Annotated in this window: 14 protein-coding genes; 6 read left to right on the forward strand and 8 right to left on the reverse strand. The window is 40.3% G+C overall.

The window, feature by feature from the left end; all coding sequences use genetic code 11:
• Positions 1–213: 213 nt before the first annotated feature.
• The 4 genes from JOC34_RS09965 to JOC34_RS09980 all read left to right on the forward strand — a co-directional run bounded on the left by JOC34_RS09965 (position 214) and on the right by JOC34_RS09980 (position 4,719).
• A complete protein-coding gene (locus tag JOC34_RS09965) occupies positions 214–1,707 on the forward strand; it encodes a peptide MFS transporter (RefSeq protein WP_205136603.1) in 1,494 nt (497 codons plus the stop codon).
• 152 nt (positions 1,708–1,859) lie between these two features.
• Positions 1,860–2,129, forward strand: coding sequence for a YhdT family protein (locus tag JOC34_RS09970; RefSeq protein WP_205136604.1), 270 nt, complete (start codon positions 1,860–1,862; stop codon positions 2,127–2,129).
• Positions 2,126–3,559, forward strand: a complete 1,434-nt coding sequence (panF, locus tag JOC34_RS09975; protein ID WP_205136605.1) for a sodium/pantothenate symporter — start codon at positions 2,126–2,128, stop codon at positions 3,557–3,559. The genes JOC34_RS09970 and panF overlap by 4 nt, the downstream gene beginning before the upstream one ends.
• 140 nt (positions 3,560–3,699) lie before the next feature.
• Positions 3,700–4,719 carry a DUF4097 family beta strand repeat-containing protein gene (locus JOC34_RS09980; protein WP_205136606.1) on the forward strand — a complete coding sequence of 340 codons (1,020 nt, stop codon included), beginning with the start codon at positions 3,700–3,702 and terminating at the stop codon, positions 4,717–4,719.
• Between the two features lie 57 nt (positions 4,720–4,776).
• Here JOC34_RS09980 and JOC34_RS09985 read toward each other — a convergent pair whose 3' ends face one another.
• Positions 4,777–6,756, reverse strand: coding sequence for an acetoacetate--CoA ligase (locus JOC34_RS09985; RefSeq protein WP_205136607.1), 1,980 nt, complete (start codon positions 6,754–6,756; stop codon positions 4,777–4,779).
• A gap of 659 nt (positions 6,757–7,415) precedes the next feature.
• On the opposite strand from JOC34_RS09985, the gene JOC34_RS09990 reads away from it, so the two are divergent.
• Both JOC34_RS09990 and JOC34_RS09995 read left to right on the forward strand, forming a co-directional pair.
• Positions 7,416–8,891, forward strand: a complete 1,476-nt coding sequence (locus tag JOC34_RS09990) for a BCCT family transporter (protein WP_205136608.1) — start codon at positions 7,416–7,418, stop codon at positions 8,889–8,891.
• Positions 8,892–8,957: 66 nt separating this feature from the next.
• The gene (locus JOC34_RS09995) at positions 8,958–9,944 is read left to right on the forward strand and encodes a diaminopimelate dehydrogenase (RefSeq protein ID WP_205136609.1); all 987 of its coding nucleotides are present in this window, start codon (positions 8,958–8,960) and stop codon (positions 9,942–9,944) included.
• A 103-nt stretch (positions 9,945–10,047) separates the two neighbouring features.
• Here JOC34_RS09995 and JOC34_RS10000 read toward each other — a convergent pair whose 3' ends face one another.
• The 7 genes from JOC34_RS10000 to JOC34_RS10030 all read right to left on the reverse strand — a co-directional run bounded on the left by JOC34_RS10000 (position 10,048) and on the right by JOC34_RS10030 (position 14,700).
• Entirely contained in the window at positions 10,048–11,199 is a 1,152-nt protein-coding gene (locus JOC34_RS10000) for a conserved virulence factor C family protein (RefSeq protein ID WP_205136610.1), read from the reverse strand.
• A gap of 57 nt (positions 11,200–11,256) precedes the next feature.
• On the reverse strand, positions 11,257–11,778 hold the full coding sequence (locus tag JOC34_RS10005) for a type 1 glutamine amidotransferase domain-containing protein (RefSeq protein ID WP_205136611.1): 522 nt from the start codon (positions 11,776–11,778) through the stop codon (positions 11,257–11,259).
• Between the two features lie 69 nt (positions 11,779–11,847).
• Positions 11,848–12,252, reverse strand: coding sequence for a DUF3021 domain-containing protein (locus JOC34_RS10010; RefSeq protein WP_205136612.1), 405 nt, complete (start codon positions 12,250–12,252; stop codon positions 11,848–11,850).
• Positions 12,249–12,704 (reverse strand): LytTR family DNA-binding domain-containing protein, encoded by a 456-nt coding sequence (locus JOC34_RS10015; RefSeq protein WP_205136613.1) that lies wholly within the window; start codon positions 12,702–12,704, stop codon positions 12,249–12,251. Before JOC34_RS10015 ends, JOC34_RS10010 begins: the two co-directional genes overlap by 4 nt.
• 30 nt (positions 12,705–12,734) lie before the next feature.
• Positions 12,735–13,481 carry an ABC transporter permease gene (locus tag JOC34_RS10020; RefSeq protein ID WP_205136614.1) on the reverse strand — a complete coding sequence of 249 codons (747 nt, stop codon included), beginning with the start codon at positions 13,479–13,481 and terminating at the stop codon, positions 12,735–12,737.
• 33 nt (positions 13,482–13,514) lie between these two features.
• Positions 13,515–14,414, reverse strand: coding sequence for an ABC transporter ATP-binding protein (locus tag JOC34_RS10025; RefSeq protein WP_205136615.1), 900 nt, complete (start codon positions 14,412–14,414; stop codon positions 13,515–13,517).
• A gap of 133 nt (positions 14,415–14,547) precedes the next feature.
• A complete protein-coding gene (locus JOC34_RS10030; RefSeq protein ID WP_205136616.1) occupies positions 14,548–14,700 on the reverse strand; it encodes a small acid-soluble spore protein P in 153 nt (50 codons plus the stop codon).
• Between the last annotated feature and the right edge of the window lie 18 nt (positions 14,701–14,718).

The raw sequence follows: 14,718 nt of genomic DNA on the forward strand, positions 1-14,718 counted from the left end.
AAAAATAGGCTAACCCTTATATTATAACGATTATTCATTGATGAATCAAAATGCGGGATTTTTGGACTGTCACATACATAATGAAACACCATTTGGATTTTTACAATTTGCTATTTTTCGACGTTTGACTTCTCTTTGTGTTAATAATAAAATTTAGATATTCTATAAAATATATTATCAGTCTTTTCTGAAGAGAGAGGAAGAATTTACAGCATGGCAACAATTGATAAAGAAAAGATTGTTCAAAGTGTCCCGCAGAAAGGATTTTTTGGACAGCCTAAAGGCTTATTTACCCTATTCTTTACGGAGTTCTGGGAGCGTTTTTCTTATTATGGAATGCGCGCTTTGCTTTTATACTATATGTACAATGAAATAGCTGACGGTGGCTTAGGTATGGACGATGGTACCGCCAAATCGATTATGGCTATATACGGGTCGTTGGTATATATGTCAGGTATTATCGGTGGGTGGATTGCTGATCGTTTAATAGGTGCACAGAAAACCGTTTTTTACGGTGGCGTATTCATTATGCTTGGTCATATTGCTTTGGCTTTACCAGCAGGAACAACAGGTTTCTTTATTTCGATGTTCCTTATTATTATAGGTACGGGATTACTAAAACCAAATGTTTCCAATATTGTTGGAGATTTGTATAGTCCGAAAGATATGCGACGCGATTCCGGATTTAGTATTTTTTATATGGGAATCAATATGGGTGCATTTATTGCTCCATTTATCGTAGGTACACTTGGTCAAAGCTATAATTACCATCTTGGCTTTGGTATTGCGGCGATTGGAATGTTCCTTGGCTTGATTGTATTTCTTGTTACACGTAAGAAATATCTTGGTCTGGCAGGTACATATGTGCCAAACCCACTTGAGCATGATGAGAAGAGAAAAGTATATACACGTTTTCTCATTGGAGCACTGATTATTGTTGTAATAGCGGCGATAACGATACGTATAGGTTGGTTGACGATGAACAGCTTTACCTATGTGGTTAGTATATTGGGTGTTCTTATTCCAGCTGCTTACTTTTTCGTAATGTATCGCAGTCCGAAAACCGATGCGGATGAGCGTTCACGTTTGCTTGCATATATCCCGCTGTTTATAGCGGCAATCATGTTTTGGGCCATTCAGGAGCAAGGTTCGATTATTCTAGCGGAATATGCGGATAAACGTACACAACTAAGTATTTGGGGAATAACCCTCAAATCTTCCTGGTTCCAATCTTTGAATCCATTGTTTATTATCGTGTTAGCACCAGTATTCGCTGGTTTATGGGTTAAAATGGGTGAGCGTCAGCCATCAACTTCAAGGAAATTCTCCTTTGGTTTGCTTTTCGCTGGGCTCTCATTCCTAATCATGATTATTCCTGCAACAATGAATGGAACAGATACACTCGTAAGTCCAATTTGGCTTGTACTAAGTTTCCTACTTGTTGTCATTGGTGAATTATGCTTGTCACCGGTCGGACTATCGGCGACAACAAAACTTGCACCAGCGGCGTTTTCTGCCCAGACGATGAGTCTGTGGTTCTTATCAAACGCTTCTGCACAGGCAATCAATGCGCAACTTGTAAAATTATACAAGCCAGAAACAGAAGTGGTATATTTTGGTGTAATTGGTGGCTTTTCAATCTTCCTAGCCATATTACTATTTGTAACTGCGCCATTCATCCAAAGGTTTATGAAAGGTGTTCGTTAATGAATGAATGGTGTTAAAGGAAAAGGGTTTTGGTCTCTATTTGAGACTGAATCCCTTTTCTTTTTGTTTGGTATATCCAAATATTTACTATGCTTTTGCTTTGCGGTATATTAGTTGCAAGCGTAGAAATACAAAAGAAAGGGGTCATTGTGATGCATAAAGATGATTATCGTAATAAAATCGCGAACCGTGAAGCATTAATTGGCGTAGGCCTGGTCATTTTTAACTTTATTTGGTGGTATGCTTTTGCCTATGGATTAGGGAATAAAGATCCTTCTGAATATACGTATGTTTTCGGTTTACCCGCATGGTTCTTTTATAGTTGTGTACTTGGTTTTGTTGTAATGGCAGTACTTGTTACCATCATCGTCACGAAGTATTTTGTCAATGTGCCTTTTGATGACGAGGGAGAAGGCAAATGAATTGGGAGGCAATATATCCATTAATTGGTTTTTTAATTATAATTTTTCTAGTTGGTGCTTGGGCGGGAAAGCGAGTGAAGTCTTCCGATAACTTTTTACAGGAGTATTTTCTTGGTGAGCGGAGCCTAGGCGGTTTTGTCTTAGCGATGACCATGACCGCCACTTATGGAAGTGCGAGCAGCTTTATAGGCGGACCAGGCATTGCTTACAATGAAGGACTTGGATGGGTTTTACTAGCAATGTCGCAGGTTGTTACAGGTTATTTTGTCTTGATGATTTTGGGGAAAAAGTTTGCGATTGTGACCTTAAAATATAAGGCAGTAACAATGGTTGATTTTTTAAAGGAAAGATATCAGTCCAAGTGGGTCGTCTTGTTTTCAGCAATCAGTATTATTGTATTTTTATTTTCTGCGATGGCGGCACAATGGATTGGTGGTGCACGGTTAATTGAATCGTTAACCGGTATGAATTATACGAGTGCATTGTTTATTTTTGCGGCATCTGTTTTATTTTATGTAACGATTGGTGGATTTCGTGCAGTTGCGTTAACGGATGCCATCCAAGGTAGTATTATGTTTCTCGGTACACTGATACTGCTGATTGCAACGATTATTGCGGGTGGTGGATTATCTAATATTATGGCAGATCTTAATGCGGAAAATCCAAATTTGATTACGCCATATGGTGCAGAAGGAAATCTGACTCCGACGTATGTTTCCTCATTTTGGATATTGGTAGGGGTTGGTGTTGTAGCCCTGCCGCAAATAGCAGTTCGAGCCATGTCCTATAAAAATTCGCAGTCGATGCATCGTGCAATCATTATCGGGACGATTGTAGTTGGATTTATTATGTTAAATATGCACTTAATCGGTGTACTTGCACGACCAATTCTACCGGGGATTGAAGTCGGGGATAAGGTGATGCCATTAATTGCTTTGGAGGTGTTGCCAACTTGGCTTGCAGGTATCGTATTAACGGCACCAATGGCAGCGATTATGTCGACCGTCGATTCGTTATTGATATTAGTCAGTTCATCTATCGTTAAAGATGTTTATTTGAACTATATGCAGCCAGAAGCCTCCCATCAACGAATAAAACGTATTAGTATTAGTGTGACAGCGGTTTTAGGAATCATTGTTTTTCTGATGGCTTTAAACCCACCTGAGTTAATTATTTGGCTAAATTTATTTGCTTTTGGTGGTTTAGAAGCCGCGTTTATTTGGCCGATTGTAATGGGGCTTTATTGGAGAAAAGGAAACAAATATGGTGCGCTGGCGTCGATGATTGTTGGGGTAGGATTGTATGTGTTCTTTGATGTGTTTTATCCAGAACCATTAGGTATGCATTCTGTTGTCCTGCCTACTGTGCTGGCCTTTTTTGCTTACGTTGGGGCAAGTTTAATGACGCAGAAGCGGGTGATGAGTAATTGATAGTTTGAGTTATTTTATCCGTCTCTGGTCGGATCATATTTCAACCTAAGGTAGGTTAACCTGAATCGTTATTTAAACTAAACTAGCGTTAGATCAAAATGCTAACAGGATTAACAAAGTAATGAGAGGGGATTGGATCCATGGTGAGACAAGTGATAGGAAAAAGGCCGATCAAACAGCAGGAGTCCATTTATGCAGTGAATTTAAAGCAATTGAATGCAGAGACTTCGAATGTGGATATGGTTATTATGATTCATGATGATCCGGTAGTTGATATTATCTTGGAAACCTATGAAGACGGGCCTGAATTAAAATTACATCATGCAGATGGGGTTGCGGATATATTGGTAATAAACCAAGTAGAACATCTCTTTTTTCAGAGAAAATATCCCCCATGCAAGCTACAAATTATAGTGCCGACAGATGTCGCAGCATGTTGGCAGATTCGATCGGGATCGGGAGATATCTCCGTCGGGCAGTTAATCACTGATTCTATTCATATAAAATCCGGCTCTGGAGATGTGGATATTTTTGAAATAAAGGCCCACAAGGCTTGTTTCAAGGCATCCTCGGGAGATATAACTGCAAGAAAGAATAAGCTGAATGAACTTCAATTTGAGACATCTTCCGGGGATGTGGAAATGGAGACCATTCATGGTAATATAATGGGTAAAGCAAGTTCAGGTGATATTGTTTTGACCAATCAGCAGGGGGACCATATGGAATTGGAAACATCTTCGGGGGATATCAATGTAAAAAATAGCGTTGTTAAACAAGCCATATATAATGCTTCTTCCGGAGATATTGAAGTGGAACATTTTAAGACGGAACAAGTATCGATGAGAACCACTTCCGGTGATATGGTGATTCGGGGATTTACAGGTGAAATGAAAGGAAGTACTAATTCGGGGGATATCAACCTTTCCCATATTAGCCAATTTATGCTGGATCTTCGTGCGCATAGTGGTGATGTCACCATTGCATACGGGCAAGCATCGAATGTCGCGTTTGATGTTAAAACGGATTCAGGAGAAATCATTAACAAATATCCGATGCAGGTGCACCAACAGACAAAAAATGAATTATCTGGCGTGATCGGTGATGGCGGGAACCTTATCAACGTGAAGACAAGTTCCGGTGATATCCTATTGCATTCCTGATTTTTAAAATAAATTGGCCTTTCTTTTATCGAAAAGGCCAATTTATTTTTCATATGATTAGATTTGGTTTTCTGCAAAGTCCACGAAATAGTCTAATGATCCCTCGTTACTCAACGATCCTTTATTAACCACTTTATCTATGGATTTTCCCATCAATATCTTTTTGACTGGAATTTCCAGTTTCTTACCATTTAATGTTTTCGGTAAATCTTTCACCTGATAAAATCCTGTTGGTACATGACGTGGTGAACATTGTGTGCGAATCTGCTTTTTGAGCTTCTGCTCAATATCCGCTGTTAATTCATAGCCATGCTTCATGACGACAAACAGTGGTGTAAATGAGTCACCGTCACCCTTTGGTATGTCCACGATTAAGCTATCAGCCACTTCTTTCACCTGATCGACAGCACGATAGATTTCACTTGTGCCAATCCGGATGCCCCCACGATTAATGGTTGCATCAGAACGTCCGTAAATGACGCATGTATGTCGGTCGGTGACTTTCAGATAGTCTCCATGACGCCAAACCCCAGGGAACATATCGAAATAACTCTCATGTAGTCGGCTGCCATCTTCATCATTCCAAAAGTAAATCGGCATGGATGGGAATGGCTCTGTGAGTACCAATTCCCCCACTTCTTCGATTTCGGACTGTCCATTGTCATTAAAGCTTTCGATTTTGGCACCAAGCCCCCGACATTGTAATTCACCTGCATAGACAGGCAAAATGGGAACACCCAAAATAAATGCCGTACAGATATCAGTTCCACCACTTGCCGAAGCAATCCAGAGATCCTTTTTCACATTATCATAGCACCACTGGAAGCCTTCTGGTGGCAGGGGTGATCCTGTGGAACTTATATTTTTCAGATGGCTCAGATCAAATTCCTCGCCCGGTTTCAGTTCATCCTTCATACACGAAGTGATATAGCTTGCACTTGTTCCGAAAACGGTCATTTTCGTTTGTTCCGCAAACTTCCAAAGCATCTTTTTATCCGGATATGCTGGGCTGCCATCATATAAAACAATGGTACTTCCTGTCAGAAGTCCACCAACAACGAAATTCCACATCATCCAGCCCGTTGTTGTAAACCAGAAAAAGCGGTCATCTTCGGTTAAATCCACATGAAAAGTCATCGCTTTTAAATGTTCTAATAAAATACCGCCCTGGCTTTGGACAATTGGCTTTGGCTTACCTGTCGTTCCAGAAGAAAAAAGCACCCATAGGGGATCATTGAATGGCACATGCTCATAGGTTAGCGACTTTTCTATATTGGAATTCGTTGCGTCCTCCCAAAGTGTTGCATTTTTAACGCCATTGAAATCAGGTTGATTACTCAAATAGGGAATGGCAATTGTTGCTTCTAATGTTGGTAGTTCTGATTGGATGTTTTCAACGATTTCGATACGATCAAAGTCTTTGCCGTTATAACGATAGCCATCAACTGTGATCATTACTTTTGGCTCAATCTGTTTAAATCGATCGATAACACTTTGTGTGCCGAAATCCGGTGATGCGCTTGACCAAATGGCGCCAATACTTGCGGTGGCAAGAAAAGCGACAACAGCTTCATAAATATTTGGTATGTAGGCAACAACACGATCTCCTTTTTCGACACCGAGTCCACGTAATGTTTGTTGTAATGCTGCTGTTTTCCGGTAAAGTGTGCTCCAAGTTATTTCATCTGTCTGCCGTGTTTCCGAGGCATGAATAATGGCTGGTTTGTTTGCGTCCCTGTCCCTGAAGACATGTTCTGTATAGTTAATACTTGCTTCGGGAAACCATTTTGCGCCTGGCATTTGATGTGATGTTAATACAGTTTCATAAGTCTGTTCTGATTGGATATTAAAATAATGCCAAAGGGATTCCCAAAAATCTTCTAGATTATCAGTAGACCATTGCCATAGGGAATGGTAATCATCAAAACGAAGATTTTTTTGCTGTTTTAACCATTTCATATAATCATAGATATTGGATTGTTGTTTCCGCTTTTCGTCCGGCTCCCATAATAATGTACCTTCTTTAATTTGTCCCATATTCGCCCTCCTGCATTGCTCTTTCTACTTCCATTATATGAAACCGCTTACGATGTGTAAAGAATTGTATTTTTTCAAATTGTGCTCACCTTAGATTTTAACATAATATCTGTCGGATATGCATTTGTCTGCAAAACCAGGAAAGAATAAGAAAACAAATGAATGATTCTAAAGTTCATTTGCCAAAAATTGGGGATGAACCGTGGCTTTTCCCCACCGAAACTTGATTGCTTTAGAGACAAAAGATATAGACTGCGACGTAATAAATTGGTGCTATGGCTTCGCTTCGGAAATACACTACGCTTTCCTCGGGCTCGCGCTGAGCCTCCTCACAAAGAACGCTGCGGGGTCTCATCGTCTTCGCGTATATCCTTCGCTAACATGGTGTTTGGAGCGGAGGGCCGTTGACTCCTGCGGGAATAGCACGAGTCCGAAGACCCCACAGAGTGGGCTTCTCGAGGTAGGTTAAGTACGCGACGTCCTGTCGCAACACCTACACTAGAACGTCCTGTGCGTCGAAGGCTGAGGCCGTGCCCGCGGAAAGCAACGGTCCGCAGCGGAAAACAACCCAGCTCACATTACGTCGCAGTTTCTATCAACTGCGAGAATTAAAAACCACAAAATTTACGAAAAGAAGATTTTAAACAAGGGGTGTTTTTATGAAAAATGTAACAACAGTCTTTTGGAATGCGATTGCGGTGTGTATCATTATTGTTGTGTGGGGAGGGGTTGCCCCGAATAATTTAGAGGCATTGTCAAGTACAGCAACGGCATTTATTTACGATCATTTCGGTTGGTATTATATGCTTGTTATTGTATCCATTATTATCTTCGCTATTTATCTGACTTTTTCCCGGTTTGGAAAAATTAAATTAGGAAAAAAAGGTGATGAACCAGAATTTAGTTTGCTTGCCTGGTTTGCGATGCTATTTAGTGCAGGAATGGGGATTGGCCTTGTCTTTTTCACGACCGCTGAGCCTATTTCCCATGCATTCATCAGTGCGCCAGGTGGGGAGATTGGTACGGATAAGGCAATCCGAGAATCGCTGCAGTACGTTTTATTTCATTGGGGTCTTCATGGGTGGGCATTATATGCCATTGTCGCGCTGATTTTGGCCTATTTTAAATTTAATAAAGGTGCCCCCGGATTAATTAGCGCCACACTTGTACCGATATTTGGTGAAAAAATTGTCAGGGGAGCATTTGGAAAAATTGTTGATATACTTGCGATTATTGCAACTGTCGTAGGGGTTGCATCAACACTTGGATTTGGATCTGCGCAAATACGAAGCGGACTATCATTTTTATTTGGTACACCGGAAACGTTTATTGTTCAAATCATTATTCTGGCGATCGCAACCGTATTATTTATTGCCTCCGCATGGTCGGGGCTTGGAAATGGGATCAAACATTTAAGTACAATTAACATCGTCATTGGCTTGGTGTTGGTATTCTTACTTTTTATCGTTGGACCAACGATGTATATATTGAATATGTTTACGAGTACGATTGGTAATTACTTATCAAATATCGTTAACATGAGCTTTCAATTACGTCCGTTAAATGAAGCGGGAAGAGATTGGATTAATGACTGGACCATTTTTTATTGGGCATGGTGGATCTCCTGGGCACCATTTGTCGGCATGTTTATTGCTAGGGTGTCAAAAGGTCGGACAGTAAAGCAGTTTATTATTGGTGTAATCCTAGCTCCTACGTTCGTAACGCTTATTTTTTTCTCCGTTTTCGGTGTGTCAGCGTTAAATCTAGAACAGCTTGGTATTGCGAAAATATCGGATTTTTCCATTGAGACTTCGACATTTGCGGTCTTGCAGCATTATCCAATGGGAAGTATATTGTCTTTTATTACAATTTTTGTTATTGCTATTTTCTTCATCACATCGGCGGATTCAGCGACCTTTGTATTAGGCATGTTTAGTACAGGTGGACGTCTAAATCCAGCAAATATGGTGAAAATTGCTTGGGGTCTGGCATTATCTTCTATGGCAGCAATTGTTGCTTATTCTGGTGGTGTGCAAGGATTTCAAAATCTCCTGATAATAACTGCATTGCCATTTTCCCTGATTATTATTTTAATGGTTGTTTCATTTTTTAAGGATATCAACCGGGAGTTTTAAATTGCGTATCCTTTTAAAAAAAGATAGTATAAGGAAAGATCTTGCTGATTAACGGAGGTAAAATAAATGGGAAATAAAATAAAAGTTGGTATTGTAGGTTATGGTAATTTAGGTAGGGGAGCAGAGGCTTCTATCAAGCAACAACCAGATATGGAACTTGTTGCTGTCTTTTCACGAAGAGATCCGAGTAGTGTTCACGTGATAGATCCAAATGTAAAAGTATTACATATAGATGAAGCAACAGACTATCAGGATAAGATAGATGTGATGATATTATGCGGTGGCTCTGCAACAGATCTACCGGAGCAGGTTCCTGCTTTTGCGGAAATGTTCAATACGGTGGATAGTTATGATACCCATGCAAAAATACCGGAGTACTTTGCTTCAGTAGATAAAGTGGCACAAGCAAGTGGAAAGACAAGCATTATTTCTGTTGGCTGGGATCCGGGTATGTTTTCCATTAATCGTGTGATGTCAGAAGCGTTGCTACCAGAAGGAGAAACATATACTTTCTGGGGGAAAGGTTTGAGCCAAGGACATTCAGATGCAGTAAGAAGAGTAGAAGGAGTTAAAAATGGTGTTCAGTATACCATTCCATCAGAAAAAGTGATTGAACAAGTAAGAAACGGTGAAAATCCAGCTGTTTCTAAAGCTGATCGTCATGTCCGCACTTGCTATATTGTAGCGGAGGAAGGCGCTGATACTGCAAAAATAGAGCAGGAGATTAAAACGATGCCGAACTATTTTGATGAGTATGAAACGACTGTTCATTTTATAACAGAGGCAGAATTGAAGCAAGATCATTCTGCGATGCCACATGGTGGTTTTGTTATTCGGAGTGGGAAAACAGGTGCAGGGAATGACCAAATTGTTGAATATAGCTTGAATTTGGAAAGTAATCCGGAATTTACAGCTAGTGTTGTCACTGCTTACGCACGTGCAGCATACCGCTTGCATCAAGAAGGTCAAAAGGGCGCTAAAACGGTATATGATGTAGCGCCAGGTTATATCTCACCGAAGACTGCGGCGGAATTGCGCAAAGATTACTTATAAGAAATTTAGAAAACTTGGCATATGCCTTAGTTGCACATATGCAGTAAGAAAATAGTTATACTTTCTTAACTGCCAAAAAAAGACTGAGTGGGGTAACCTTCACTCAGTCTTTTCTATTCACAGCTTGTGTCATTTGATGCCATACAGAGCCTTTCGCATCCTCACCATCTTTAATTCGCTCCAATGCCATATTGATTTGCATACGTACTTCAAATTCTGGCTCACTGGTAGCCTCTTCTAGCGCAGGAATAGCAGATTCGTCTCCTACTTCATATAAAAACATCGCACCACGCCAGCGAACCAGCCGATTGGGATCGGTCAGTGATTGAATCATCTCGGGCATCGCTTCTTTAAATCCAAGGTCGGAAATGCAATCACCAGCAGTACGGCGGACGTTGACAGCCTTATCTTTTAAAGCTTTGTATAAGTAGGGTAGTACTTCTGGTTCTTCAATCATGCCAAGATATGCTGTAGCTAATCGTCTAATGGAGGCTTTTTCATCCGATAAAGCTTTATCGAGAACAGGTAAGTCTTTAAATGTTGGTTCTCTCATCCGGTCAAGTGCAGCATAGCGGACTTTCCAACTCGGATCATCCAGTGTTTCCAGTGAAATTGTATTTTCCCCTTGTGTTGTATCGGCACCTGCATCAGACTCTGCTGTGAAAGCCAATTTTACTAGATTATTCAATCGTTCTTGATCATAGCTTGCTGCGAGTTCTTCTGTTACGTCATTGCCAATTTCGTTTGTTTCACCATAGCGTGGATGTTGCTCCACCCACTTTCTTTCCATGATGAAATTCGGTGAAGCGGATGAAGCTTCCATCACTGCATTGGAAAAATGCTTCGGTAATCCAAAGCGATGTTCCCCGTTGTCATCTTCTAATTTGACTTGCATCGGGATGTTGCGGAACATTTGTACAAATACTTTTACTTCCCCAAATGCATCCGCAGTTTCTTCATACTGAATGGTTGCTTCGTGTGTATGATCCGCTTCCTCGGTACCGAGTGCTTTGCGGACTTCTGGAAGAATCGCTTCCCAGGTGTGTTTTGGGTGTCGTGCCAAAGCAATAAAATCGATCACGCGATAGATATTTTTGACACCCTCAATCGCAAATAATTGCTGAACATAGGCCGGAGCATCCTGTAAGTCGTCCTCTTTCTTGTAATTAAAGGTTTTGCCATCCGGCAGCTCCTCATTCACATTAATTTTCATAGAATGCGGGCTCGGAGTAGGCTCAATCGAAACAATTTTCATTCCCCTATTCCTCCTTACAACTTGCATCTTGGTTAAACAAGATGCAAGAGATCCATTTTACTCTGCGAGCTTGTCTGCAAATGCTTTTACATAAGCTGGCAGGTCTGGTGGGCGGCGGCTGGAGATAATATGACCATCCACAACAACGGCTTTGTCGTACCAGGCAGCGCCAGCATTTGTCATATCGTCTTTTATTCCCGGAGTACTTGTCACATCTTTACCTTGTAAAATATCAGCAGAAATCAGCACCCAGCCAGCGTGGCAAATTTGGCCGATGGGCTTCTTAGAAATATTCATTGAACGAACGAAGTCCAGCACCTCGGGATAACGTCTTAATTTATCTGGTGCCCATCCTCCGGGTACAAGGATTGCATCATAGTCCGCTACTTTTATATCAGTGAAAGCATAAGCCGATTCAGCAGGTACACCGTACTTTCCGATATATTTCTTATTTGCTTCTTTGCCAACTAAATCGACAATTGCACCTTCTTCTTGTAAACGTAACACGGGATACCAAAGCTCAAGATCTTCAAATTCATCTTCAACCAGGGCAATGACCTTTTTATCTTTTAATCGCATTTATTTGACCCCTCCATTTTGTTCTTACTACCAGTGTAGCAGATGATAGGGGTCACTATCGAGTTATTATCACTTTTTTAGATGCTTATTCATTGTGTCTTCCATCTTTTTGAAGTATAAGTAAAATACAGTCCAATAGATGCTATAGGAGATGATAAACAGTAAAATGCCAATGAGAATGGACAGGAAGTTAAATGGGATCCATCCAACGGTAAGGGCAACGGTAAAGTAAACGATAATAGAAAAACTAAAATGAATGACCATCTTTTTTAAAGGGCTCCACTTGTCATGTTCGTAAATAAACGAAGATAATCCAAAATAGATACCAATGATAAAGCTGGCAAGCATATGCATCCAAACTTCTGAAATGGTTCCGTCAATATGATTGAATTTCATAATGGTAAGGGCAATAAATGTAGCGATACCGCCAAATGCAACCCCGATCATGCTACGTTTCAGTATTTCAATAATCATTGATGGGGCCCTCCCGTCCGTAGTTTTTCTTTTACTTTTGCTGCATGGGTTCGTGAAATGTATTCCTTGTTACCGGAATGAAAGTAAACACAGAGATTTCCATTAAAGGATAATTCAAAGCGTTGGATATGGTTGAGATTACCGATAACCGATTTTGAAAAGCGCATAAAATGATGCGGGATGAGGATTTCTTCCACTTCATAGAGCTTCAATTTTATTTCGAAGCGCTTGTTTTTAAGCGCTGCGAAAGTCCTTCTTTTCTCTGCGTACACATAATCGATTTCATTCGGATCCAGCAGTATGGTTTGATCATCTTCCACCCCAAATAAACGCTGTGATTTCCTTCTTTTAATTACTTGCAGGATTTCCTCTAATTCCTCTGTCCATTCTTTTGCTTGAATGGTGATGGCTGTTTCTTCGTGCTGATCATCAATATCAATATTTACCTTCATCCCCATACCCCCATATGTTACAAACGATTATTAGCCACGTGCAAGTTTCAAAAAATGCGGATAACGTAATAGTGCGATGATAAATCCGACAAAACCAAAACCAAACAAAATGAGCAATGTTTGGAAAAGGTTGCTATATAACAATGTACCATTCATTGCATCCTGAAAGGCTTGATGGGCCCAGTAGTGTGGCAGAAAATGGGCGATCGATTGCATGAAATCCGGCATCATATCGATCGGTATCCAGAGTCCGCTTAATAATGCCCCGCCCAGTCCAATGATTTGTGTAATGGCGAGCCCCATATTATCCGTTTTTACGAGTACTGCTAACGCCAGACCAAGTCCTGTAGCGGTAAAGGCTAAAAATAATGCGAGAATGAATAGTAATACAGGTTGTTCTAGTGACACATTATAAACAAGTTTACCAAATAGGAACAAAATAATCATTTGTATTAAAACGATGCTCATGTATGTCAGCCATTTTCCCATTAAATATAAATAAGGAGATAGTGGTGTACTTGCAATGCGTGCAGTCATCCCAAGGTCTCTATCCTTTATAAAAGTAGAAACCATGGAAATCATAATGAAAAAAACAAACATAACTGCATATCCCGGAACAATGGATGTTGTAACTTGTTGCCTAGTTGATGCATCCACGCCTGTGGTAAAAACCGCAATAAATAAAACAGTGAAAATAATGGGCAGGATAAGCATCCAAAAAAGTAATCCTCTATCCTGGAGATTTTTCTTCATTTCTAAAGCAAATATGGGACCCATTGAAATTCCTCCCCTTTCTTAAAGTTAGTTTGGTTAATCTCGTAATTGACTGCCTGTTAAAGAAAAGAATACTTCTTCCAGGCTTGGCTGGACAAGTTCCAATCGTTCTAATTTATCCGCATCATCCTGATAAACATGCAACGCTGCTTCCATTGCGCGTAGAGGTGTTTCCGTTGTTAATAAATAACCGCCTTTGCTTTTGCTTAATGTTCCGAATTGCTTCAGATTGTTTGGTAAGGTATCACTGACTTTGATAAAAATAGATGGGACAGCATACTTCTGGAGCAAGTCGTCAACCATACCTTTTTCTACTATTTCCCCCTGATCGATAAATGTGACCTCATCACATAACTGCTCTACCTCTTCCATGTAATGACTGGCATAAATGATTGTGCAATTATCCTGCTTGAGCTGCTTAATCATTTCGAAAATAAACGCGCGTGACTGGGGATCAATACCAACAGTTGGTTCATCCATAATGATGAGTTTAGGCTGATGCATGAGTGCGCAGCCGATATTTAAACGACGCTTCATCCCACCAGAAAAATGAATCACCTTGTCTTTCGCGCGTTCGGTCAAACCGATATCTTGTAAAACTTCTGACGCCCTCAGCTGTAACGCTTTGCCCTTTAATCCATACAGTTTTCCGAAAAAGTAAAGATTGCTATATGCAGATAAAGTTTGTTCTAGACAAATTTCCTGGGGGACATAGCCAATTTGTTTCTTCCTGTTGCTGTTATTGATTTGCTTGGAAAATGTAATTTCCCCTTTATAGTCCTGGATAATGGAAGCGAGTATTTTTAATAAGGTTGATTTACCGGCCCCATTAGGTCCAACAAAGCCATAGCAGCTTCCTTTAGGAATGGTAAATGAAACTTGCTTTAAAGCTGTTCTCTTTCCATAGTTCTTCGTTACATTTTGAATCGTTAACATTAGATCCACCTGCCTTTTAATCATTATGGCAATTTATATTTCTGAAATCCCGCGAACATGAATAAGTGACACTAATTTATGTATGAAAGAACATTAATACGGAACAAAAAAAGACAGCATTTAAGCTGTCTTTTTACATGTCATGCGATGCGTCATTTTTTTGTCTGGAATGGTTTTTGTTTTTGACTTTATGGGAGCCGGCCAATGGTTCGCCGTAAGGTTGTTTTGGACTCTTTGGCAAATTTGGCTGTTCCTGTTGTTTTGGTCCTTTGGGATTTTTGGACATGATTCAATTCATTCTCCT

Source organism: Virgibacillus halotolerans, from assembly GCF_016908515.1.
GTDB lineage: Bacteria > Bacillota > Bacilli > Bacillales > Amphibacillaceae > Virgibacillus_M > Virgibacillus_M halotolerans.

Coding starts and splice junctions, on each gene's coding strand:
- JOC34_RS09965 (WP_205136603.1), top strand. CDS start 214: ATGGCAACAATTGATAAAGAAAAGATTGTTCAAAGTGTCCCGCAGAAA.
- JOC34_RS09970 (WP_205136604.1), top strand. CDS start 1,860: ATGCATAAAGATGATTATCGTAATAAAATCGCGAACCGTGAAGCATTA.
- panF (WP_205136605.1), top strand. CDS start 2,126: ATGAATTGGGAGGCAATATATCCATTAATTGGTTTTTTAATTATAATT.
- JOC34_RS09980 (WP_205136606.1), top strand. CDS start 3,700: ATGGTGAGACAAGTGATAGGAAAAAGGCCGATCAAACAGCAGGAGTCC.
- JOC34_RS09985 (WP_205136607.1), bottom strand. CDS start 6,756: ATGGGACAAATTAAAGAAGGTACATTATTATGGGAGCCGGACGAAAAG.
- JOC34_RS09990 (WP_205136608.1), top strand. CDS start 7,416: ATGAAAAATGTAACAACAGTCTTTTGGAATGCGATTGCGGTGTGTATC.
- JOC34_RS09995 (WP_205136609.1), top strand. CDS start 8,958: ATGGGAAATAAAATAAAAGTTGGTATTGTAGGTTATGGTAATTTAGGT.
- JOC34_RS10000 (WP_205136610.1), bottom strand. CDS start 11,199: ATGAAAATTGTTTCGATTGAGCCTACTCCGAGCCCGCATTCTATGAAA.
- JOC34_RS10005 (WP_205136611.1), bottom strand. CDS start 11,778: ATGCGATTAAAAGATAAAAAGGTCATTGCCCTGGTTGAAGATGAATTT.
- JOC34_RS10010 (WP_205136612.1), bottom strand. CDS start 12,252: ATGATTATTGAAATACTGAAACGTAGCATGATCGGGGTTGCATTTGGC.
- JOC34_RS10015 (WP_205136613.1), bottom strand. CDS start 12,704: ATGAAGGTAAATATTGATATTGATGATCAGCACGAAGAAACAGCCATC.
- JOC34_RS10020 (WP_205136614.1), bottom strand. CDS start 13,481: ATGGGTCCCATATTTGCTTTAGAAATGAAGAAAAATCTCCAGGATAGA.
- JOC34_RS10025 (WP_205136615.1), bottom strand. CDS start 14,414: ATGTTAACGATTCAAAATGTAACGAAGAACTATGGAAAGAGAACAGCT.
- JOC34_RS10030 (WP_205136616.1), bottom strand. CDS start 14,700: ATGTCCAAAAATCCCAAAGGACCAAAACAACAGGAACAGCCAAATTTG.